This is a genomic window from Alteromonas sp. OM2203 (assembly GCF_048517045.1).
Lineage (GTDB): Bacteria > Pseudomonadota > Gammaproteobacteria > Enterobacterales > Alteromonadaceae > Alteromonas > Alteromonas gracilis.
This window is the reverse complement of record NZ_CP183209.1, coordinates 657,641-680,933: the sequence shown is the minus strand read 5'-3', so window position 1 is coordinate 680,933 and position 23,293 is coordinate 657,641. Positions and strand designations below refer to the sequence as shown.

Genomic DNA, 23,293 nt, shown 5'->3' with positions numbered 1-23,293 from the left:
CGTTTATTCAATTCACTACTCGCATCTAAAGAAAAGGCTTATGAACTTGCATAGTCTAATCTCGCTTTGCGACCTGCATAACTGGCGACTGTTTAATGATTAGGCAAAGTTGAGCGCGTTTAGTTCCCGAAAAATTAGGGTTTATGTCATCATTTTCACAGTAGGTGTGATAAAACCGCTTTACGCTCGCTGAGTCCGCAGTAATTTGTTGAATGTAACTTTGCTGATAAGGTTTTAAAGGACTGAGCTTTCCACTAATGTCTTCCTGCAAATTAGTCAGACTTTCGCGCTCGGCAGCGGTAGCAATAGATACAAGCCAATCAGACACGGTATTTTGAATATCTTCAAAAAGATACTGAACAAAAGGAGAGCGCAAAACTAAGATTAATACGATGATCTCAGCGGCGATGATAAAAAACCTTAACATGACTTCTCAGCTAATTTCGATAGGCGTTTACGACAAATAGCGCCAACTTTTCTACAATTTGCGAAGCGGTGTTTATGCAAGACCAACTTCGGATTTTATGAACCTCACTGTACACGATGCAGTCAGTCATTGACCATATTAATGTTAAAGATATTAGGGTGATACCTAGTTAATTGTAAATACTGAGAACTATACTCATGTATGCTAATCGGCAATGAGCATCTTGAGTTACTCACCGTATTGCTAAGTTGACACTGACAACACAAATTAGGAAATAAAGCCCTACTTTAAGCCAAATTTCGGAACTTTCAGTATTGACTGAAAGTTCAAAAAGATTCACCATACGCCGCATTATTGATCTATGTTAAAGATGATGGTGTGAACCACGTTATACTGCGCAGGCAGTTCGCTACATCATATAAGGTTAAGATATAAGGTTAAGCTATGAATGAACAAATACCGGTAAAGACCGTTACACCGGTAAAGGTACATAAGCCTAAAGGAGCCACTGAGGGCAAACGCCACGACTCTCGTAGCCGTATCTATGTCCGTGCAGTTCAAGGCCCACTTGAAACGTTCAGACGATTCTTTGGGCTCTTTTTTCTGGCCCTTTTCGCCGTAATTCCGTGGATTCAGTACAACGGTCATCAGGCGGTGCTTCTTGATATTGGCGAGCAACGTTTTACGATTTTTTCGCTTACCCTATGGCCCCAAGACCTTACGCTGCTGGCCTACATATTTATTGTTTCTGCCTTCGCCCTCTTTTTTGTTACTACGTTTGCTGGTCGAGTCTGGTGTGGGTTTATGTGCCCACAAACAACGTGGGTCTATATTTATACATGGTTCGAGGAGAAGTTCGAAGGGCCACGAAATAAACGCATCGCGCTTGATGCCCGCAAAATGGATGCCGATAAATTTCTACGCAAAACCGCCAAGCATACCGCATGGGTGTTAGTGGCGCTTTTAACGGCATTAACCTTTGTTGGCTACTTTACGCCAATTGATGCATTATTTATTGACTTTGTAACCTTCAACACCGGTTTTTGGGCAGGTTTTTCCGTTATATTTTTCGCAGTTTGTACTTATGGTAATGCGGGTTACATGCGAGAAATCATGTGTACACACATTTGCCCTTACGCGCGTTTTCAGTCGGCCATGTTCGACAAAGACACCTTCACTGTTTCATACGACGCAAAACGAGGTGAGCAGCGCGGTCCTCGACCTCGTAAACTTAGTCACGAGCAGGTTCAAGAAAAAGGGTTGGGCGACTGCATCGATTGTAACTTGTGTGTGCAAGTGTGCCCAACCGGTATCGATATACGCAATGGCCTTCAGTACGAGTGCATTAATTGTGGCGCGTGTGTAGATGCTTGTAACGGTGTTATGGATAAAATGGGCTACCCCAAAGGGCTTATTAGTTTCACATCCGAAGAAGAATTGGCTGGAGGCAAGACTCACATTATTCGCCCCAAATTAGTGGGTTATTTTGTCGTGCTTCTTGTTATGACAGGTTTATTGGTTGCCAATATCTGGACGCGCAGCCCAACAGAAGTAGACATTATTCGCGACAGAAATTCATTGTACCGCGAGACAAACGAGGGTCTTATTGAAAATGTTTATACCATCAAGGTACTCAACAAAACTCAGCAAACACAGACCTACTCTATTGCTGTAAAAGGCCTGCCGGATTATCAATATATTGGTGAGCAGCAGATGACAGTTGCCGGAGGCGCGGTTTACAGTACACCGATTTCAGTTGCAACTAATGCCTATAATCTGGAAGATACGGTTACCGATATTTTTATCAGTGTAACCACCACAATTGATGGGGAAACGGTTACGGTTGATGAACCAACGAAGTTCCTTTATCGATGACAGACTTTTCTTTCTCTGGGCTTAGTCCAGATACCATATTAGATGCCCTGGAAAGCCAGGGCATTTTTCTTCAAAGCGGCTTGTTAGCGCTTAACAGTTATGAGAATCGTGTTTACCAATTTCTTGCCGAAGATGGTATGCGTTATGTAGCCAAGTTCTATAGACCGGGTCGCTGGAGCGACACTCAAATTAACGAAGAGCATGAGTTTGCTCAAGAACTTATAGAGAATGAAATTCCTTTAGCCGCGCCTATTGCCATTAATGGCAGTACACTGCACCATCACAGAGTCGGTGAGACCGACTACCGCTTTGCACTGTTTCCCTCTGTTGGCGGAAGACAATTTGAAAACGACAATCTTGATCAACTCGAGTGGATGGGCCGTTTTATAGGCCGAATTCATCGTGTCGCTCATTCCAAAACATTCACTTCTCGCCCTTCCATTGATATTGAAAGCTACGTCAACGAGCCAAGAGACGTGCTCGAGCAAAGTACTTTGCTACCAGATCATTTAAAAACCGCATTTTTTGCCATCTTGAACCCCGTTATTTCGGCCACTAAGGAAGCATATAAGCCTACGTCTTCTATTCGTTTGCATGGCGATTGTCACCCAGGGAACATTTTATGGCGAGACGGCCCTACGTTTGTTGACCTTGATGACTGCCGTATGGGGCCTGCTATACAAGATCTGTGGATGATGCTGAGTGGAGATCGTCAGCAGCAGCTTTTACAATTAGATACGTTGGTCGAAGCCTACGAAGAGTTTCACTCTTTCGATTCCAAGCAGCTTGTGCTTATCGAACCCCTTCGCGCGATGCGTATGGTGCATTATATGGCGTGGCTGTCTAGACGCTGGAAAGACCCTGCCTTTCCTCGCGCATTTCCCTGGTTTGCAGAAGACAAATACTGGGAAGGTCAAATTCTTGCCCTAAAAGAACAAATGTCGGCCCTTCAAGAGCCTGCGTTGAAGCTTGGCTATTAAATGATTCAGGTGCGGCATTTTGTTTCACCTGCATCATTATACCAATCCGCATAGAAAAGTGCCCACTCAGAAGGCGCTGGCAAGTTTCCTAGCGAAGCGTGGGAATGCAGGAATGGCTGCTCCCTTTCAAATTCCCAGAATGAAGCTAGGAAGCTTGCCAGACCTTCCCGAAGGGCGAGTTTAAAATGTCCGTACTCTTTGTTGTGTCACCTTGATGTAGAGCCACTATACCTGCGGTAACACGCCGCGATTACGAACATTTTAACTCTCGCTGAGTGGGTAATTATCTATGCGGATTGGTATTATCCCTCTGATGCGGACCGTAGGTTAGTTCGACGCGGTTACTATTTAAACGCTTAGTTACGCCTTGTTATTACAGTTCACTGCAAGTAATAACAAGGTGAAGGCGTGATAAATCATATTCGCTATCACATTGCACTTTCTCTATAATCAGCATCGCTTAGGTGCCCTTTTCCCTCGGATTAGCGACGGCGACAAGGGTTAAACGGGAAATCAGTGAAACGCTGATGCTGCCCCCGCAACGGTAAACTCAACGCTATGTCGTTTTCTTTTCAAACGCCACTGTCTTTGTAAGTGCTAGCGCAATACTGCGTTAGTAAACATTAATTGATGGGAAGGCAAAAGAACTATCACTTATAAAGTGCTGGTGAGTAAGTCCGGATACCGGCCTGTGCTTCATGGTGTTGTTTACTTATTGTGACTTAATAATCAGTAAACAAAGCACTTCCCTTAAACATGTGCTCGGGCGGAGTACATCAAAGATATTATAAATAATCATGCGTACACATTTTAATCACGCAGCGCTTAGTGCTGCGGTTCTCTCGTGCTTTAGCACACCTGCTTTTTCTCAAACCCTAGATCAAAGTATTGAAACACTTACGGTAACGGGTACCCGGTTACCAATTCCGATAGCAACGCTTCCCAGCTCTGTTTCTGTACTAACCGAAAGCGACATTAAAGCGTCAGGTGCACTGCAGCTGACTGACCTCATCCGCGGTCTGCCGGGTGTAAGCTTAGCCCAGTCAGGCAGTCCGGGCGGCCTGACTGAAGTGCGCGTCCGCGGTGGCGAAACTAATCATCTACTTATTTTAATTGATGGTGTTGTTTCTAACGATGTAGGTCAAGGTAGTCTTGTTGACCTGGCACACCTTACCAGCGCGAATGTGGTGCGCATTGAACTGCTGCGTGGCCCTCAAAGTGCACGCTGGGGTAGTGGTGCTATTGGTGGCGTACTGAGTATCACCACCAAGTCTGGCCAATTTGCTGCGAACACGTCTCACGTGGATTTCTCTGCGGCAGCGGGCACGCAAGGAACACTACAAGGCAGTATGAATGCTCGTTCTCAAAGTGAAAATGTTGGAATATCCGCTTATGCCAGCTATATCAAAACTGATGGAGACAATGTGTCTCGCGTTGGCAATGAAGATGACGGCTATGACAATATGACCGCTGGCATTAACCTCAACTATGCCGCCACGTCTGAACATACTATCATCGCAAATGTGCGTACCGTAGACTATGAAAACGACTACGACGGCACTGACTTTGCTACCACTGGACTCCCCACTGACACCGACAATGTGACTGATGGGTCACAACTTAGCGCCAAACTGCGCTGGGAGTTTACTCCTGAGCATTCGCCATACCGCTCTGCATTAAGTGCCCATTACCGCAAAGACGAGAACGACAATACTGAGTTAGGCGCTGAAGCAGGGGGCACAACTGGCGAGCGCATTGAGTTGAATTGGACAAGCTTTTACACCATTAAAAACTGGGACTTTGCTGGGGGCATTGAATATCTTCAACGACTCTTCGACCAGCGCGGTCCCATCAATTTTGGCGATCCTAATCAAAAGCAGCACGATAATACATATAGTCTTTTTGCTGAATCGAACGGTCAATTAACTCAGTATTTAACCGCTACGCTAAGCGCTCGATACGACAACAACAGTGAATTCGATAATGCGGTCAGCTATCGCGGTGGATTGAGCTGGCAATTAAATAACCATTACACTCTGTTTACCAGCTATGGAAGTGCGGTTAAAACGCCCACTTTCACAGAGCGCTTTGGCTTCTTTCCTGCCAGTTTTATTGGAAATCCGAACCTAGAGCCCGAAACTAGCGAAGAATGGGAAGTAGGTGTTAAAGCAAACTGGAAAACAATAACCGGGCAAGTTAGCGTTTACACGGCTGATTTAGAAGATGAAATTAACGGTTTCGTTTTCGTTCCAGAAGCAGGCGCATTCAGTGCTGACAACATAGACGGAGGCAGTACCCGAGAAGGTGTAGACTTGGAAATTAACTGGAACAGTGGCTACGGACACATCACGGCGGCATACAGCTACTTAGATGCAGAGCAAACTGATAATGGTATTACCACGAGGGAACTTCGCCGGGCGAAGCACCAAGGCTCACTTACTTACAATACAGATTTTGGCACCGAAAAATTCAGCTTCTATACTAAGTTCGCGTATACAGGTACTCATTACGATACCTTCTTTCCGCCGTTTCCAGAACCATCACAGACGTTAGCGCTGTCAGCCTATACTCTCGCTACCGTCAATCTTGGCTACCAAATTGATGACAAATGGCAGGTTTCGCTCAAATTCGATAATGTTTTTGATACCGACTATGAAGATATTGTGGGCTATGCAGGACAAGAACGCCGAGCATTAATATCGGTTAACTACAGCATGTAACAAACTGAGAGATTAGTTAAAAAGGCTATATCTAAAGGTATAGCCTTTTTACACAGGCTTCTTTACAGCGTTCACTATTTAAAAACGTGTGCACCGTACAACACTAAGCCCAAGTATCCGCCCCCTTCCCTCCTATAACGGGGTGCACACCTGATTCATGTTTCATTCACATTGATACTTTTACACTTATTTAAGTAAACGCACAGCTTATCGTCTTGAACCGGCCCTTAATTAAGCATTTTGGCGATGGTTACTTAAGACTTTATACTTCGTCGCTTTGGTCACTCTAGAGTTTTGAATCCCATTTTTTGGTGAGCTTATCGCGTATAAGGGGTTGAAGAACAACAGAACCTAGTTAAGCGAACAATGCTGTGATAATCTCATCGCAGAATAATAGTTTTAAATATAGGATCTTATTCCATGAAAAAGTTTGCAGTAATGTTTGTCATGGCAATGCTTTTGCCATTAACGGCCTGTGCCCAAGAAACCGCGTCTAAATGGAAAGAAGGCACGCATTATAAAGTGCTTGATAAAGAAGCCACAGATAAGCCAGTTATTACTGAGTACTTCTCTTTTTGGTGTCCACATTGCTTCCAATTTGAACCTATCGTTGCGCAAATTAAAGAAAAGAAAAGCGACGGCACCAAGTTCAATAAAGTGCACGTGAACTTCATGCGCTTCACCGGGCCAGAAGTTCAAGACGATGCCACAAAAGCTATGCTTATTGCTCGCGCTATGAAGCAAGAAGACGCGATGAACGGTGCTATTTTTAACTATATTCACAAACAGCGCGCCTCTGTAACCGGCCTTAAAGACCTTCGTAACATCTTCGTAGTAAACGGCGTGGATGGTGAAGAATTCGATAAAATGGCGAAAAGTTTTGGTGTGAATAGCATGTTGCGTAAGAATCAGCAGCAAATCGATGAGTATCGTGAGCACCTAACCGGTGTACCAAGCTTCATTATTAACGGTAAATATCAGCCAACTTTTACCTCTGATATGACCTTCGATGATATCGCTGATCTAATTGTGTGGTTATCTGAACAGAAGTAGTTGCCCTAAAGCAATCATCTCCACGTTACACCTCTACATTACAAAATGGGCGCTCAGGCGCCCATTTTCACGCCTAGGAGCTCCCGAATGTATGCAGTAAGCGACCTTGCTGATTTCATCTGTGAACTTGACCAATTAAAAGCGGTAAAGCGCCAGATCACCCTTCCCTGCGATAATTATCGTCAAGAAAACTCAGCAGAACACACCTGGCATGTTGCGTTGATGGCAAGTATGCTGAGCGAATATGCCGCCAAGACTATTGATGTTACCCGTGTTATTCGCATGATTCTTATTCACGACATCGTAGAAATTGATGCTGGCGACATGTTCGCTTTTAACCACCAGAGCGACCATGACGCACAAGCTGAAAAAGAATTGGCAGCGGCTAAACGGATATTTGGCTTACTTCCAAGTCCACTGGATAATGAAATGCTTCAGTTATGGCTTGAGTTTGAAGCAGCCGAAACCGCCGATGCAGAGTTTGCTAAAGCAATGGACCGGGTGCTACCTGTTTTTCAAAACATGAAAGACAATGGGGGAAGCTGGAAACGCCATTCAATTGCAAGAGAGAAGATTGAAAAGCGTAATGCCCATTTAAAATCTTGCGCACCAGCGCTGTGGGACTACGTATTGCAGCAGCTAGATACTGCCGTTGAAAAAGGTTGGCTAAGTCAATAATGACTAAGCCAACCTAAATTTGATGTAGCTATTTCGCTATGTGGTATCTAAAAATAGATTCACCCTGCGATTAAAAGCGGGTACCAACCCACATCCAAAAGCGATTTGCGTCTACTTTTATCTCGCCCGCGTCGTAGGTGCCGTACTTGATACCGAAATTGTACTTACCCGCAAATTTCTTGGTGTATTGAACATTGAATTCGCTACCCAAATCGTCAACGCCATTGCTGCTATCGTCTGCAGAAAAGTCATGATAAGCCAATAGCCATTTCCCCCCCGCTAAGCCTCCAGAAAGTGAAAACTTAAGGTCTTTCAACCCTTGGGCAGGCGTACCCAAAAACTGATCGGTCCATCCGTTAAATTTGTGCAGAGTAGCAAGGGGCGTTGCAAATCCGTACATGCCATCGTCTGAGCCTAAAATTTCGTAATCCACTTTAGCCGTTATGCCAGAGAATGTGGCAGCTAAATATGCATTAAGATAAGACGCATCAAAGTCGGTGGCAGTTTCACCCGCACCGGCTTCGCTCGACTGAGTTGCAAATTCCCCCCCGTAAGCCCAACTAACGTTATCGCCTTTCATTTTACCATCGTAGCTTACACCATAAGTATCTAGTGCGTTGTCAGTATCATTATCAACTTCTAACAAATAAGCATAGGCCACAAATTTACCTATCTTAGATGTATAGGTTGCGTGAAGGATGTGGTCTTTTGAATCAAGGTCAGCAGCCTCTGCAAAGATACGATTGCGCTTGTACAAATAGCTGTAGAAAAGCGCTAGATTGTCGGTTGCCGCATATTTAGCACTTACGGCGTCGAAGGTCTGACGGTCTTGTCTCCAGCCAACGTGGCCAACAAATCTGTGGTCATCTAGCGTAATCACTTGGCGACCTACTTTGGCAGTGAACTTATCCGTTTTATATTGAATAAAAGCCTGGTCAACCTCCGTTGTTTCAGGGTCGGCAATCACCGAGTATTCACCTACATTAAATCCCGTAGGCCCGACGGTAAACTCATCCTGCCCCAGTACAATGCGGCTATCTTCAACCTCGGCGGTAAATGAGAAACCATTAACACTTCCTGAGCTAAAGCCTAAACGGGTACGTAAGGTCAGCGCGCTTGCATCTTCTAGCGCATTGTCTTGATCTACGGCCTCATAACGCAAATTAAGGTCAGCCCATGCCTTTGAGTCGCTCAGAGCGGCGTGGATATCAGCAGCCATGGCGCTGCCGCCTAATACTGTCATAACAGATGCTGCTAGCACGTTAATGCTTAATTTTTGTAACGTGTTCATGTGTATTCCCTATCGGTTTTGTTTTTTATTAGTCAACACTTGCCCAGCCAGCATAAAAATGCCGGTTGAAAAGTGAAATTCATGGGTTGTGGGCGTTGAAGCTACCGCCCTTATCAGATGCCGATATTGCTAGGCAGCATCTGATTTTTTAGTGTCTTTTTTTTCAGATGTCACCCCGCTGGGTTTTGATGTTCCGTTGTTAGTACGTGAAGTAACGGTTTCAACCTTTTTCTGCTTGTCGTAAAGGAAGGTTAAGACCTCATGTCGGTAGTGGTTATATTGTTTGTTGTCTGCAAGCGCTAATCGGTCACGGGGGCGAGCCAACTCAATATCTAGAATTTCACCAATGGTGGCGGCGGGCCCATTGTTCATCATTACGATGCGATCAGATAGCAACACGGCCTCATCCACGTCATGGGTAATCATGATGACGGTATTACCCAAATCAGCATGAATTTCCATTAAAGAGTCTTGAAGGTGAGCGCGCGTTAATGCGTCTAGCGCGCCGAACGGTTCATCCATCAATAACACTTTAGGCTCCATAGCCAGCGCACGGGCAATGCCCACTCGCTGTTTCATCCCCCCAGAGATTTCACTGGGCAATTTGTCGAGGGCGTGGGTCATGTGCACAAGTTCTAAGTTATGCATGATCCAGTCACGCATCTCGTTTTTACTCTTGCCTCGCATGGTCGATTTAACCGCCAGCTCAACATTCTTGTATACCGTAAGCCAAGGTAATAAAGAGTGATTTTGAAATACTACGGCGCGCTCTGGTCCAGGCTGCTTTACTTCAGCACCGTCTAAAATTACGCCACCAGAAGTCGCTTGGTGTAAACCCGCGATAATATTCAGCACAGTCGATTTTCCGCAGCCAGAGTGACCAATTAGTGATACGAATTCACCTTTACTGATTTTAAGATTTACATCTTGAAGCGCAGTAAAGGGGCCCTTTGGAGTTGGGAAGTCGATACCTACCTGCTCTAACTCTAGGTGTTTAGTGTGCATAAATTTCTCCTCAAAATTAGCGTAATACGCTCGACTTATCCCAGCTTACCGCACGCTGAATTGATAACATTAAACGGTCCAGTACAAAGCCGATGGCACCAATAGTTAATACTGCCACCATTATTCGGGCTAAAGATTCAGAACTACCGTTTTGAAACTCATCCCAGACAAACTTTCCTAACCCTGGGTTTTGGGCAAGCATTTCCGCTGCTATGAGTACCATCCAACCAATACCAAGCGATAGTCGAAGCCCAGTGAAAATCATTGGGATTGAAGATGGCAATACTATTTTCGTAAGGTGAGAGAAAGGCGTTAGACGCAGCACTTTGCTCACGTTGATAAGATCTTTTTCAATATTTGAAACCCCTACGGCAGTGTTAATAAGGGTTGGCCATAGACAACAAAGCGAGACCGTAAAAGCAGAAGTAACAAATGACTTTGAAAACGCTGGGTCATCACTGACATAAAGCGCACTTACTACCATAGTGACTAGTGGTAACCATGCTAGTGGCGAAACGGGTTTGAATAACTGAATAAGCGGGTTTATTGCCGTGTAGGCTGATTTACTTAAACCACACAAAATTCCCAATGGGACTGCGACTACTGATGCAATAAAAAATCCAACCATAACGGTGTAGAGGCTGGTCCAAATTTGATCGAAGAAAGTGGGTGCACCGGTAAAGTCTCGTACCTTCGGCTCATAAGTAGGGTCTTGCGCCACACGAGCTGCATTTCGTTCCTCTTGGCGTTGATAGAACGCGCCTGCCTTTTCACGCTGGGCGACATGCTCGTCGACTAGTGTCCCCGCTTGCTCAAACACTTGTGAAGGGCCCGGGAATTGGCCTAACGACGTATCGATACTTTTTGCAACCCCATTCCAAATGACCAGAAACATCAGCAAGCCGATTACAGGCAGCAACAACGCAGGCGTGGATTGATATAAGCGACTCAATAGAGAGTTCGCGTTTGACGGCGATGATGGAAGGCGAAGAATAGTTGTCATCTTGCTCATTGCTTGCTCCTGATATTTAATGTGCGCTATTGCGCTTTGGATGCCCCGCCTTAACCATTGGATGGACGGGGCTACATTACGAAACACTTACAGAACAGTGTCGCCTTTAAGACCAATATCAAATTGCTCTAAGTAAGCGTTAGGCTTGCTTCCATCAAACGTTACGCCATCAATAAACTCGCTCTGAGGCGGCTTATAACCCGTTTCCGTTTTAAACTCAGGGAAATCAGAAGCCTTTGCCTTACCCTCAGCGATAAGTGCTTTAGCAGCTTGGGCATAAACTTCTGGCTTGTAGACTTTTTTGGCCGTTTCTTTGTACCAGTCGTCAGACTTAGCTTCTGAAATTTGTCCCCAGCGGCGCATTTGTGTGAGATACCAAATTGCATCACTGTAGTAGGGGTAAGTGGCGTTGTAGCGGAAGAATACATTGAAGTCTGGCACGTCACGCTTGTCGCCTTTTTCGTATTCGAAGGTGCCCGTCATGCTGTTAGCCAGTACGTCTTCGTCTGCGCCAACGTAGTTGCTTTTAGCAAGAATTTTTACTGCTTCAGGACGGTTAGCGTTGTCGTTTTCATCCAACCACATTGCTGCACGAATTAAGGCTTTTACCACACGTATGTGAGTATTTGGATACTTGTCAGCCCAACCTTGGCTTACACCAAACACTTTTTCAGGGTTGTTTTTCCAGATTTCATAATCAGTAATTACAGGTACACCAATGCCTTTAAATACCGCTTGCTGGTTCCATGGCTCACCCACGCAGTATCCATAAATAGTACCCGCCTCCATTGTCGCTGGCATCTGTGGTGGTGGTGTGACAGACAATAGCGCTTGTGCATCGATTTGGCCTGCGGTATCACCTTTGTGAGGGGCGTAGTAACCTGGGTGAATGCCACCTGCTGCTAGCCAATAACGTAGCTCGTAGTTGTGGGTAGAAACAGGAAATACCATGCCCATATTGAAAGGTTTACCGGCATTGCGGTATTCATCAACGACCGGTTTAAGATAATCAGCTTTTATTGGGTGTACAGGCTTACCATCTTCCTGTGGAATGTGCGCCTTCATTTTCTCCCAAATCTCGTTTGATACAGTAATGCCATTGCCGTTTAGGTCCATGCTAAACGCAGTAACTACATGAGATTCCGTACCGAATCCAATAGTCGCGCCAATTGGTTGACCGGCAAGCATGTGAGCGCCATCTAGCTGGCCATCAATAACCCGATCTAGCAGCACTTTCCAGTTAGCTTGCGCTTCTAATGTGACGTAAAGCCCTTCATCTTCGAAAAAGCCTTTTTCATACGCCACAGCAAGCGGTGCCATATCTGTCAGTTTAATAAAACCGAATTTCAGCTCTTCTTTCTCTGGCCATCCTACTGCGGGCGCTTGTGCTGAAACAGATGTTGAAAATGTTGCTACAGAAACGACAAGTGCAGCACAAACGTTTGCGCCCACCGCTCTAAAGCGTTTTAGTAATGATGTTGTCTTTAACCCAGTCATACGTGTTCCTCGTAGCCAAAAAAAAACCCACCAGCTATAGACATTTACATGTCTAGCACGGTGGGCTTCGTTGCCGTGTTAGTAACATCGGAGTAATTACTAACGCATCAAGTTGTTATTGGTAAGTCAGGAATTCCCGCTCACACACCTCATCTTAAAGGGAGGTTATATAAAAGCTTTAGCTTAATAAAACCGTCTTTTTTATTGTTATTATCATTTGCCATAAATGTAGGAGAAGTTGGAGCTTCCCTACTACTCTCCACTGATTCCCAATAATTTTTCTTATTCACACTATGGAAAATGTTTTGCATTCACGATGCCTAAGCAGCCGTGTCGCATTCGCTGCCTTATACGGCACCGTTATTTTGCACGTTTAGGTTTGCAGTCAACGTGCCAAAATTTTAAAGCTTTGATAATTATATAAATAGTTTAAAATAAGCGCGCGTAGTTACAATACAATGAGAGGTTTGGTGCACCAAAACGGGGGAGGTGTTCAACCGTGGTGCGATTAAATAAGCACCACAATTGAATAAATCTGAATGGATAGATGAGCTCAATACGAGAGGTAGGCGCTCTGTTCTACAGACGTTTAGTAAATTGTCCGATGGCGTTAACCACCTCATTGGCCCCGCCTTGGATCTCTTCCATTGCCTGGCCGGATTGCGTTGAGTATTCAAGTGCTTCACGAGCTTTTTCTTGCCCAGCCTCAATTAACTGAACCGCATTCTCCGTGAGCTTTCTGTTCTCAACCACCACGTTTACTATTTCTTCAGTTGCACTACTTGTCCGTGAAGCCAATTGTCTAACCTCGTCGGCAACGACGGCAAACCCTCTACCTTGATCACCCGCACGTGCAGCCTCAATAGCCGCGTTCAGCGCAAGTAAATTGGTTTGGTCAGCAATCCCGCTAATACTTTTGACCAAATCAGCCACTTTCTGAGATTGCTCATCGAGGTCTTTAATGCCTTCGCTAGCATTACCCATCTGCGTCGTAAGTTCATTCATTGCTTTCACTGTAGCATTAAGTACTTCGTTACCTTTGCGCGCCTGCTCTCCCGTCTCTTGGGATATATTAAACGCCACGTTTGCCACTTCAGAAATGGCGAATTCTCTCTGCATTTGTTCGGTAATGACAGTAGCAAACTTAACCACTTTATAAAGGTTTCCGTCTTCATTTCTGATAGGGTTATACGACGCTTCTAACCAAACTTCGTTTCCCCTACTATCAATTCGTTTAAACCTTCCGGACTCTAATTTCCCTGCGGCTAGATCGCGCCAGAAATGTTTATACTCTTCGGAATTAGCTTCTTCTTCTGTACAAAAAATCCTATGATGCTTACCTTCTATCTGCTCTATCGAGTAGCCCATACCTCTAAGAAAGTTTTCGTTCGCTGTTATTATCGTTCCATCTAAATTAAACTCAATAACTGCGGATGAGCGGTGAAGTGCAGCAATCATATCGCGCAATTCGTTGCTTTGAGTGATGTTTCGCGTTTGCTCTGCCATGTAGAAAGCAATATATTTTACATTTCCATACGCATCATCAACGGGCTGCACAATACCTCGCACCCACATTTCTTGCCCTTTTGCATCTTGAAAGCTGACCGCAACGTGCCAATGGCGATGCGTTTTTATAGCACCAAGCATATCCTGTGCAGCGGGCTTTTTGAGCGCATTTTGACTCATTATACTTTCAAGAGACTTTCCCTCTAATTCTGCGACTGAGTAGCCAGTAGCCTGAACACATAAATCGTTAATTGCGCTAACTCTACCGTCAGGTTTTAACTCGACATAAAGCATTTCTTCGCGAAGTTCTTCCTGAACAGTGTGGTATGTCTCAATTTCCTTCTGCAAACGTGAGTTCTCTGCTAGCAACTCTTTATTTTTGAAAAACATTCTGTGCTCCTGATAAACTAAGCTTCTCTCACTGCTCAGCCCTCAAACCCTTTGCGCTCCCCAAATTAAAGTAAGATATGGTATTACACAATTAGTGATGATTAGTGCCTGAAGCGATAAGCTATTTTTGTTTTTGATTAAAGATAGCAGAGGAAAGAAAAATTTTTAGAAACTAACGAAAATAAAATAAAGTAAAAGCGTTGAAGCATTTTTTTGTAATAAAAGCCTCTTTTCTTTGAAATCAGAGGCGGTAAGTTTCAAGCTTGCAATGGTCTTCGACTACGGAGGCGATGTATATACGCAGCAGTTCCGTCCACTCGATTTGGCGTCGTACAAGGCTTTATTAGCAGCATTCAGAATTGCTGTGAGCGCTCAACTATCGTTTTTAGCAAATTCAACCGTTGCAACGCCTAAACTGACAGTAATTACGGATGAAACCGGGACTGCTTTAGACGCGCTTCGTATTCAACGAGTTGCTCGTTTAACTCTGCGTCAGCCTCTATTCTTCTAACGGCTGTTCCGTATACGACGTTGCTAACCACCCAGCATTTTTCATGAAACCAGCTACGACAGCGGTGCCCTGCTGTGTAAGTACCATACTATTAGGATGACGCGTAGTTTCGAGCATATTTTTCTCGTCCAAGCGACTGTCTGTTATAAAAGCGACATCAATGATGCGTTTGTTTAACATGGTATTTATATTCGCATAACACCGTTTTAGGAAACCTTGTTCATACTATTAACACGTATAGCAACGATTAAGTCAATGCGACGATTGACTATCTTTCCTCGATCAAGAGGGTTTTACGCCCCCCGCGGTTAAGCTTCTATTTAGTAGGCAGCTAACACAGACTATCTGACCAATACTCGGGACGTGTGATCTTTGATGGAGTTAAACGGATATTGTACCGAACGGTTAAAACGGCGTTGAACTTTTATCGCGCTGTGCCCAAAGCTGCCTTGCCTGCGACAAGGCATCTGCGACATCACACTTTTGTAGCAGTACTAGATAGCTGGCAAGTGTACTCAAAACGGCTTGTTCACCGTAAAGGCTACTCGCGTTCCCCGTCCACACATCAAGCATGTCGTTAACGTTCATGTCTTTGTCTTTAAGTGCCCATTTGTCGGCAATCACCGGCATTATTACTTCATCAGTCCTGCCATTTCGAGTAATGAACAGTTCGGTTTCTCGCTCGCCGTTGACTTCAGGGTCTCCGCCATCGCCACGAAAGCAAAGCGCGTCGTTAGATGGGTAATTTTCGTTAACGCGACAGTGTTTGTGGTCAAGGTGCATATGATAAACGCCCTGTACGCAAAATTGTGCAGCGGTGGGATTCAACAACCTTGCAAGGGTGTTAGCGCAAGAACGCAGGCCAAACACCTCACGAAGCTTAATAATTGTGTCGAGCGCAGGCAGCAAATAAGACAAATCAAGGTAGGTAACGCCTATTTCTGCTAACTGCTGTTTGGCGTCACTAATACTGCTAACTTCAGGCAGGCCCAATTGAGGTAACGCTATACTTGCATAAAGGCGCCCTGACCCCGGCTCATGAGCACCGTGAAGCATAACCGAGTAACCATTGTTGGCTAGAACCGCTACGGCCAATAAGTACCAAGGTAACTGACGGCGTTTTCCGGCATAACACCCAATATCTAACGTGGGGGTGAGGGTTTTAACTTCTGGCTCTATCAGCTCTCTGCATGCATCGACAAAGCCAATAACTTCTTCTGGTGTTTCTTCACGGGTACGCAGCAACATAAGAAATGCGCCGCGTTGATCGCCTGTCACTTCATTGGCCAATACCATTTTCATGGCATGATAAGCTTCATCACGGGTAAGACTGCGCCCCCCTTTTTGACCCTTACCAATAATCTTTATGTACTCGCTAAATGGTTGTTGCATGCTCAGATGAATGTAGTAGAAGTGTATTTACCTGTTGACGAGATTCTACCACCTTTCCAAATATAAGTAACGTGGGCCCCGTTAAATGTGCTGCTTCTACCTTGCTATGAATATCTGCAAGCACGCCAGTAATCACGCGCTGTTGAGGCGAAGTGGCATTTTCAATTGCGGCTACTGGCCATGTGGTTGGCACCTTGTGATGGACCAAGCCTTTGCACAGACCTTCAAGTCGGCTTAACCCCATATAAACTACCATGGTTTGCTTTAACACATTTTGCGCCATGGGAGCCATTTCAGGCCATTGATCTGCATCTTTAAAATGTGCAGTCATAAAACTTACTGACTGAGCACAGCGCCTATCGGTTAAAGGGATACCCGTATAGGCCGACACACCCGATGCCGCTGTAATACCTGGCACAATAGCAAAGGGAATATTGGCATTTGTGAGTGCATCGGTTTCTTCGCAGGTTCTTGCAAATAGGGCTGGGTCACCGCCTTTTAACCGCACGACAATGTGACCGTTGCTTGCCAATTCAACCACGCGCTTACAAATAGCATTTTGGGTAAAGCTATGCTTTTTGCAGCGCTTCCCTACGTACTCTTTCACCACTTTAGAGGGAATTAGCGCGAGAATATCTTCGCTGACTAAGGCATCGAACAGCACGACATCGGCTTGTTGTAACAGACGAAGCGCTTTCAGGGTAAGTAACTCGGCATCGCCAGGGCCAGCACCAACTATGAACACCTGCCCTTGTTTATGACCTTCATTTTGCCTGCTTGCTAACTTCAACCACCTGCCTAAGTACGAATGCTTAGCGGAAGTTTTCGAATTGTCGAAGCACTGGCGTGTCGTCGATGTCGTGGTAGAAATAGCATCGTGATAAAAAAGATTAAACAAAGGTTTCTGCTGTTTGAATAAGGTGCGCAAAAACGGTAACGACCAACTGGATGCAATTGACATGATTTAACGCTCCTAAATAGATTGAATTTCTATGACTAAATGCTTGTCGATAAGCTGAGACAAGGCGGGCTTGCAAGAACCACAGTTGGTGCCGCACTTTAATGCTTCACCAAGCTCTGCCACCGAACTACAGCCTTCTTCAACGGCATTTGTAATGGTCTTTTCTCGTACTTCAAAGCAGCTACAAACTACATCGCCATTTAGAAACGCTTCATCCACCTGGCCTCGCAATAAATTGCGCTGTATGTCTGTGGAAATAGATGTATTGAGAAGACTGGCTAGCCATTCGTTAGGTACTGACCATGTGCTTGTTGAATGTGGCGCTGCCGCCGCTGTTGTATGTGCGTCTGCTGGAGCCCTTGCAGTCTTTTCTGGCTCATTGCCTAAAAACGCCGCGAAACAGAGTACGTCATCGACAAGTGCTAAGCATACTGAGTATGCATGGTGATGAAACTGCAATAGCACCGCGTTTTGCGGCAGCAGAGGTATCAACCCTTGTGTAAAATCTCGACGACCTTTGTTCGAAGCTACGTTTAATACTGATAGCGCTTCTTCAGTACTACTTTCTTTTGATGTAGCGCTTTCGGCCTCAAGCGGAGTTTTGTTCCAGTAATCACACATTTCCTTTAGCGTATCATGATTATCAATGTTTGGATTATCAATGCTTGTTTTTAAGCTGTGTGACGATTGTATTTTTGATGAAAAAAAGAGTTTCCCATAGGTAGCGTAATGTACAGGCGCAATGGCCACAGCAGCGTGTTTTAATTCAGGCTGCCCTGAAATAGGGTCTACCGCGCTGGCGTAAAGTGCACCTAGCTTACTGTGAGACCCCCATTGTGCCGACCAATGAATGGGAATGAATACTTCCCCTTTGCGCATATCCGTATCCATTTTTACAGGGTAGATAACTGGGGCGTCTTTACATACTGCACTTGAAAGAGAAACAAGATCTCCGCTTTCAACGCCCAATTCAGCTGCATCTTTAGGGTTGATATGCACGTATGCGCTGGGCATATGGGCAAGTAACTTTGCGGCTTTACCTGTGCGCGTCATAGTATGCCATTGATCTCGCGCTCGACCGCTGTTAACTACAAAAGGGTAAGCATCTGATGTCACCTGCAATGGCGCTTTATAGGTTACTGGGATGAGCTTAGCTTTACCGCTAGGCGTCGAAAACTGCTTATCTTCAAAGGGGCGCTTGCTAATAAGATTAGGCTTATTGTTTGCTTCGAGCTTAGCGCCAGGTGAAGACGTATTTAAAGCTGCGTTATAAAAAGGCCACTGAACAGGTGATAGACCATTGTACTGAGCTTCACTAAGCCCTTGCAAAGGTGATAGGTCTAACTGGCGTTTACCATTATTGTGATAGCCAGTTAAGCCAGCGTATTCGCAGAATATTTGTGACGGATGGGTAAAGTTGAATGCCTCGCCAAAACCCATTTTAGCCGCCACGTTACACATGGTTTGCCAATCGTGTTTTGCACTTCCAGGTGGGGGCAATATACCGCGCTGACGTGAAATACGGCGCTCTGAGTTCGTCACTGTGCCGTCTTTTTCCGACCACCCCGTGGCAGGAAGGGCAATGTGAGCGTAGTTAAGCGTATCATTCGATTCAACAATATCAGACACTACGACCATCTCGCACTTTGAAAGTGCGCGCTCAACTTGCCCGCGATTGGGCATACTGACAACAGGGTTAGTACCCATTATCCAAACGAATTTAACCTTGCCACTTTCTATTGCGTTAAAGAGGTCTACAGCTTTGAGCCCCTGCCCTTTGGGCATAACAGGTGCGTCCCAGTAGGTTTTTACTGCTTCGATATGCTCAGGGTTTTCTAAATCCATGTGGGCAGCTAGCATGTTAGCTAAACCACCGACTTCACGCCCCCCCATGGCATTGGGCTGACCTGTGATGGAAAACGGCCCACACCCGTCTTTGGCAATCAAGTCTGTAGCTAGGTGGCAGTTAATAATGGCTTGGGCTTTATCTACGCCAGCAGAAGACTGGTTCACGCCCATAGAATAAAAAGTAATGGCACTAGATGCTTCACAGAATGCGCCGAAAAAAGCCTTAACCTTGCTTTTTTCTATACCGCATACGCTAGCCACGTCATCCAGCGTTAAGCTACTCGCACTTTCAAGCGCTTTATCAAGCCCCTCGGCATAGGTCTCTACGGTGGTCCTATCTATTCTACCTTGTGCGTTTGCATAGCTTAGCAAGCCGTTAAACAGCGCTACGTCGCTACCTGGTTTTATAGGAAGGTGTAAGTCGGCTATCGTACAGGTTTCGGTTTTGCGCGGGTCGACGACAATGACTTTCATATTTGGGTTCTTCAGCTTTGCTCGCTGAATGCGCTGAAAAAGCACGGGGTGCGCCCACGCCGTATTGCTGCCGGTGATGACTAATAAATCTGTACACTCTAAGTCGGTGTAATCACAAGGCACCACGTCTTCACCAAAGGCGCGCTTATAAGCGGCTACGGCTGATGACATGCAAAGACGAGAGTTGGTATCTATATTGGCACTGCCGATATAACCTTTCATAAGTTTATTGGCAATGTAATAGTCTTCGGTGAGAAGCTGGCCTGATACATAAAAAGCAACGGCATCCGCGCCATACTGCGCAATGGTAGATGTGATCTTATCCGCAATAACATCGGTGGCCGTGTCCCAATCCACCGGTTGACCTGCTATGGTTGGGTGTAGCAAACGTCCATTTAGGTCATTTGTTTCAAGCAGGTTGGTTCCTTTAACACACAATCTTCCATAATTGGCGGGATGCTCTGGCGTGCCTTTAACAGTGTCCAGGGTTATGGCACGCGTGCTTACGTTGCAACTGATATCTACACCACACCCTACGCCGCAGTAAGGGCATGTTGTTTGTCTTAATTGTTCAGACATCATGTCGGGTTGTCGTGTAGCCATATTCATGTCATTACCTTTTTCGATTTCGCAGTAATTGAATGCGTTTTTGCAAGAAGGTTTTATTCATATGGGCATTCAAATAAGGGCTGTTCGCTTAAATGCCTACAAATACCTTCTCGCCCTCTACCTTTACAGGGTAAGCCGTGACGAATACATCATCGTGCTCTTTACACAGCCCCGTTTCTAAAAAGTAATGCTCTTTGTACAGCGGCGAAGCGACAACTGGTGCGCCGCCTATCGACCCCAAAAGCCCACGATAAAGCACGTTTGCTTTACCAATAGGATCGTAGTTACTAATGGCAAAAACCTGAGTTTCGCCCTTTATTTTCAAGCAAAAAAGCGCTACTTGCTGTGAGTCAACAAGGGCGCAAACGCCACTGTTTGTCACTAGGTCCTTCGTCTCACAAACAAGGTGCCATTGCACTGCCTGTTCCGACGCTATTATGTTTTGCGCAGCTGTCATAATTTGTATCTCCTAACAAGGTTGATAAGCCAGTGGCTACACCATTAAGTCTATGGGCTACACCATAGAGACGGGAATAAATTGCTCCTTCCCTGCTACTTTTTCAGCTTCCGTGGCTGGGCGAACCTGTCCGCGCTCTGAAACAAACTGAATATTGGTGTCGCTGGCACTACTGTTTACAAATTGACGGAAACGCTTACGAGATTCAGGATCTTCAATAGTGGTTTTCCATTCGCACTGATAAGCATCAACCACAGCATCCATCTGTGCTTCAAGCTCACCATTAATGCCAAGAGCATCGTTTATCACAACGTCTTGCAAGTAAGCTAAACCGCCTTCTAAGTTATCCATCCACACCGATGTGCGCTGTAAGCGGTCGGCCGTTTTCACATAAAACATCAGCACGCGGTCGATGTACTTAATAAGGGTTTCGGTATCTAGGTCGGTGGCAAACAGGTCTGCATGTCGAGGCTTCATGCCGCCATTCCCGCACACATACAGGTTCCAACCTTGCTCGGTAGCAATAACGCCAATGTCTTTGCTTTGGGCTTCTGCGCACTCACGGGTACACCCCGAGACGGCAAATTTAATTTTGTGCGGCGCACGTAAGCCTTTATAACGATTCTCTAAGTCAATGGCAGTGCCAACAGAATCCTGTACACCGTAGCGGCACCATGTGCTGCCCACACACGATTTCACTGTACGCAGTGCCTTCGCGTAAGCATGGCCGGTTTCAAAACCACCAGCGACCAGTTTTTCCCAGATATCCGGTAAGTGCTCTACGCGCGCACCAAATAAATCAATGCGCTGACCACCCGTGATCTTGGTGTACAGGTTGTATTCTTTTGCCACTTCGCCGAGCAGAATCAACTTCTCAGGCGTTATTTCGCCACCAGGTACACGCGGTACAACCGAGTAAGTTCCATCTTTTTGCATGTTGCCAAGGTAGATATCGTTGGTGTCTTGCAGAGGAAGATGTGAAGCCTTAAGAATGTAGTCGTTATACACCGAGGCTAAAATTGAGCCGACAGCAGGTTTACAAATTTCACAACCTAAACCTTCACCATGCTGTTCAAGTAGTTCGTCGAAGGTGCGAATGCCGTTAACTTTAACAATGTGAAACAGCTCTTGTCGGGTGTGGTTGAAGTGCTCACAAATGGCTTTTGATACTTCCACACCGCGCTTTTCAAGCTCGCAATCCACTACATTTTTAAGCAGGGCGGCACAACCACCACACCCTGTGCTGGCTTTGGTTTCGCCTTTTACATCGCCAACGCTGCAGCAGCCACCTTCTATAGCTGAGACAATGTCGCCCTTTGTCACGTTTAGACACGAACAAATAGAGGCGGTGTCCGGCAGTGCATCGGCACCTAATGCTGGTGCGGCATCGGATGATGGAAGAATGAGGCTCTCTGGATGTTCAGGCAGTTCGATGCCGTTAAGCGCATATTGTAATAGCGTATCGTAGTCGCTGGTATCACCAACGAGTACAGCACCAAGCACGAGCTTTTGTTCGCTATCTATTACCAGCTTTTTATACACGCCATCAGGCTGATTCAAATAGGTGTAGCTTAGAGCACCTTCTGTACGTTCGTGTGCATCGCCAATGGAGCCCACTTCCACACCCATTAGTTTGAGTTTGGTACTCATGTCTGCGCCAGCGAACTCGGCATCGCCGCCGGTGATATGACTTACTGCGGTTCGCGCCATGGTGTAGCCAGGTGCAACCAGGCCAAAAATTTTGTTATCCCACAGTGCACATTCGCCCACCGCGTAAATATTAGGGTCAGACGTCAAGCAGTGGCTATCAATGACAATACCGCCGCGCTCACCCAGTGTTAGCGCTGACTTTCTGCCGAGCTGATCAGAAGGTCGAATACCGGCAGAGAATAAAATCATATCAGTTTCTAGTGCAGTGCCGTCTGCAAACACCATTTTATAGCGGCAAGTATCACCGGCCTCGATAGTTTGGGTTGCTTTTTGGGTATGAACGGTTACGCCTAAATCTTCAATTTTGTCTTTAAGCACGGTCCCACCGGCTTGGTCTAGCTGCACTGCCATAAGCTGTGGCGCAAATTCGACCACGTGAGTATCTAGCCCAGCTTGCTTTAAGGCATTCGCTGCCTCTAAACCTAGAAGACCGCCACCTACGACAACACCTACTTTGCTCACCGCTGCTGACGCTTCAATAGCGAGCAGGTCGTCTATGGTGCGATAGACCAAGCAATGCTCTTGGTCGTTCCCGGGAATGGGAGGCACGAAAGGATAAGAACCGGTGGCAAGAACCAGCTTGTCGTAGTTGAACACCTGCCCTTCTGAAGTCGTAACTTTATTATGGTCACGGTCAATATCGGTCACTAAGGCATTGGTGACTACGTTTACGCCCCATTCGGCGTACTGAGCGGGTGTAGTAAGCGCTAAGTCATCAGCACTCGCGCCGCTAAAAAAAGATGACAGATAAACGCGGTCGTACGCGAGGCGTGACTCGCCGCATAAAACGGTTATTTCTACATTGGCATCGCTTTGGTGAAGCTGCTCAACAAAATGATGCCCCACCATGCCGTTGCCTACGACGACAATTTGCGTTTTTGAGTCCAATGAAGTCAT

General features: G+C 45.8%; 18 protein-coding genes and 1 riboswitch. Of the genes, 6 read left to right on the top strand and 12 right to left on the bottom strand.

Annotated features, from left to right (window positions below):
• Nucleotides 1-55: 55 nt before the first annotated feature.
• Nucleotides 56-427, bottom strand: coding sequence for a hypothetical protein (locus ACM0P2_RS03045; RefSeq protein ID WP_159119550.1), 372 nt, complete (start codon nt 425-427; stop codon nt 56-58).
• Nucleotides 428-871: 444 nt separating this feature from the next.
• Here ACM0P2_RS03045 and ccoG point away from each other — a divergent pair, with 444 nt between their 5' ends.
• The 5 genes from ccoG to ACM0P2_RS03020 all read left to right on the top strand — a co-directional run bounded on the left by ccoG (nt 872) and on the right by ACM0P2_RS03020 (nt 7,733).
• Nucleotides 872-2,302 carry a cytochrome c oxidase accessory protein CcoG gene (ccoG, locus tag ACM0P2_RS03040; protein WP_159119551.1) on the top strand — a complete coding sequence of 477 codons (1,431 nt, stop codon included), beginning with the start codon at nt 872-874 and terminating at the stop codon, nt 2,300-2,302.
• Nucleotides 2,299-3,282 carry a serine/threonine protein kinase gene (locus tag ACM0P2_RS03035; protein WP_159119552.1) on the top strand — a complete coding sequence of 328 codons (984 nt, stop codon included), beginning with the start codon at nt 2,299-2,301 and terminating at the stop codon, nt 3,280-3,282. Before ccoG ends, ACM0P2_RS03035 begins: the two co-directional genes overlap by 4 nt.
• 445 nt (nt 3,283-3,727) lie before the next feature.
• Nucleotides 3,728-3,990: riboswitch (cobalamin riboswitch) on the top strand.
• An 89-nt stretch (nt 3,991-4,079) separates the two neighbouring features.
• Complete coding sequence (locus ACM0P2_RS03030) at nt 4,080-6,002, top strand: TonB-dependent receptor plug domain-containing protein (protein ID WP_173360122.1); 1,923 nt, start codon at nt 4,080-4,082, stop codon at nt 6,000-6,002.
• Between the two features lie 420 nt (nt 6,003-6,422).
• Complete coding sequence (locus ACM0P2_RS03025; protein WP_105930760.1) at nt 6,423-7,055, top strand: thiol:disulfide interchange protein DsbA/DsbL; 633 nt, start codon at nt 6,423-6,425, stop codon at nt 7,053-7,055.
• Between the two features lie 87 nt (nt 7,056-7,142).
• Entirely contained in the window at nt 7,143-7,733 is a 591-nt protein-coding gene (locus ACM0P2_RS03020; protein ID WP_159119556.1) for an HD domain-containing protein, read from the top strand.
• Between the two features lie 70 nt (nt 7,734-7,803).
• Here ACM0P2_RS03020 and ACM0P2_RS03015 read toward each other — a convergent pair whose 3' ends face one another.
• The 5 genes from ACM0P2_RS03015 to ACM0P2_RS02995 form a co-directional block, all read right to left on the bottom strand.
• Entirely contained in the window at nt 7,804-9,024 is a 1,221-nt protein-coding gene (locus ACM0P2_RS03015; protein WP_159119557.1) for an alginate export family protein, read from the bottom strand.
• 129 nt (nt 9,025-9,153) lie between these two features.
• Entirely contained in the window at nt 9,154-10,029 is an 876-nt protein-coding gene (locus ACM0P2_RS03010) for an ABC transporter ATP-binding protein (RefSeq protein WP_159119558.1), read from the bottom strand.
• 16 nt (nt 10,030-10,045) lie between these two features.
• Nucleotides 10,046-11,041 carry an ABC transporter permease gene (locus ACM0P2_RS03005; protein WP_201282659.1) on the bottom strand — a complete coding sequence of 332 codons (996 nt, stop codon included), beginning with the start codon at nt 11,039-11,041 and terminating at the stop codon, nt 10,046-10,048.
• A gap of 87 nt (nt 11,042-11,128) precedes the next feature.
• A complete protein-coding gene (locus ACM0P2_RS03000) occupies nt 11,129-12,538 on the bottom strand; it encodes a CmpA/NrtA family ABC transporter substrate-binding protein (protein WP_159119559.1) in 1,410 nt (469 codons plus the stop codon).
• A 579-nt stretch (nt 12,539-13,117) separates the two neighbouring features.
• On the bottom strand, nt 13,118-14,434 hold the full coding sequence (locus tag ACM0P2_RS02995; protein ID WP_173360123.1) for a methyl-accepting chemotaxis protein: 1,317 nt from the start codon (nt 14,432-14,434) through the stop codon (nt 13,118-13,120).
• 235 nt (nt 14,435-14,669) lie between these two features.
• Between ACM0P2_RS02995 and ACM0P2_RS02990 the strand changes: the two genes are divergently transcribed.
• Nucleotides 14,670-14,945 (top strand): hypothetical protein, encoded by a 276-nt coding sequence (locus ACM0P2_RS02990; RefSeq protein WP_236547147.1) that lies wholly within the window; start codon nt 14,670-14,672, stop codon nt 14,943-14,945.
• Here ACM0P2_RS02990 and ACM0P2_RS02985 read toward each other — a convergent pair.
• The 6 genes from ACM0P2_RS02985 to nirB all read right to left on the bottom strand — a co-directional run bounded on the left by ACM0P2_RS02985 (nt 14,934) and on the right by nirB (nt 23,293).
• A complete protein-coding gene (locus ACM0P2_RS02985) occupies nt 14,934-15,125 on the bottom strand; it encodes a hypothetical protein (protein ID WP_419227267.1) in 192 nt (63 codons plus the stop codon). The genes ACM0P2_RS02990 and ACM0P2_RS02985 overlap by 12 nt on opposite strands.
• A gap of 225 nt (nt 15,126-15,350) precedes the next feature.
• A complete protein-coding gene (locus ACM0P2_RS02980) occupies nt 15,351-16,337 on the bottom strand; it encodes a glycosyl transferase family protein (protein WP_159119561.1) in 987 nt (328 codons plus the stop codon).
• On the bottom strand, nt 16,321-17,298 hold the full coding sequence (gene cobA / locus ACM0P2_RS02975; protein WP_159119562.1) for a uroporphyrinogen-III C-methyltransferase: 978 nt from the start codon (nt 17,296-17,298) through the stop codon (nt 16,321-16,323). The genes ACM0P2_RS02980 and cobA overlap by 17 nt, the downstream gene beginning before the upstream one ends.
• Before the next feature lie 12 nt (nt 17,299-17,310).
• Nucleotides 17,311-20,229: a nitrate reductase gene (locus tag ACM0P2_RS02970; RefSeq protein WP_159119563.1), complete on the bottom strand. Its 2,919-nt coding sequence runs from the start codon at nt 20,227-20,229 to the stop codon at nt 17,311-17,313.
• An 88-nt stretch (nt 20,230-20,317) separates the two neighbouring features.
• A complete protein-coding gene (gene nirD / locus ACM0P2_RS02965; RefSeq protein ID WP_159119564.1) occupies nt 20,318-20,686 on the bottom strand; it encodes a nitrite reductase small subunit NirD in 369 nt (122 codons plus the stop codon).
• 57 nt (nt 20,687-20,743) lie between these two features.
• Nucleotides 20,744-23,293, bottom strand: a complete 2,550-nt coding sequence (gene nirB, locus ACM0P2_RS02960; RefSeq protein WP_159119565.1) for a nitrite reductase large subunit NirB — start codon at nt 23,291-23,293, stop codon at nt 20,744-20,746.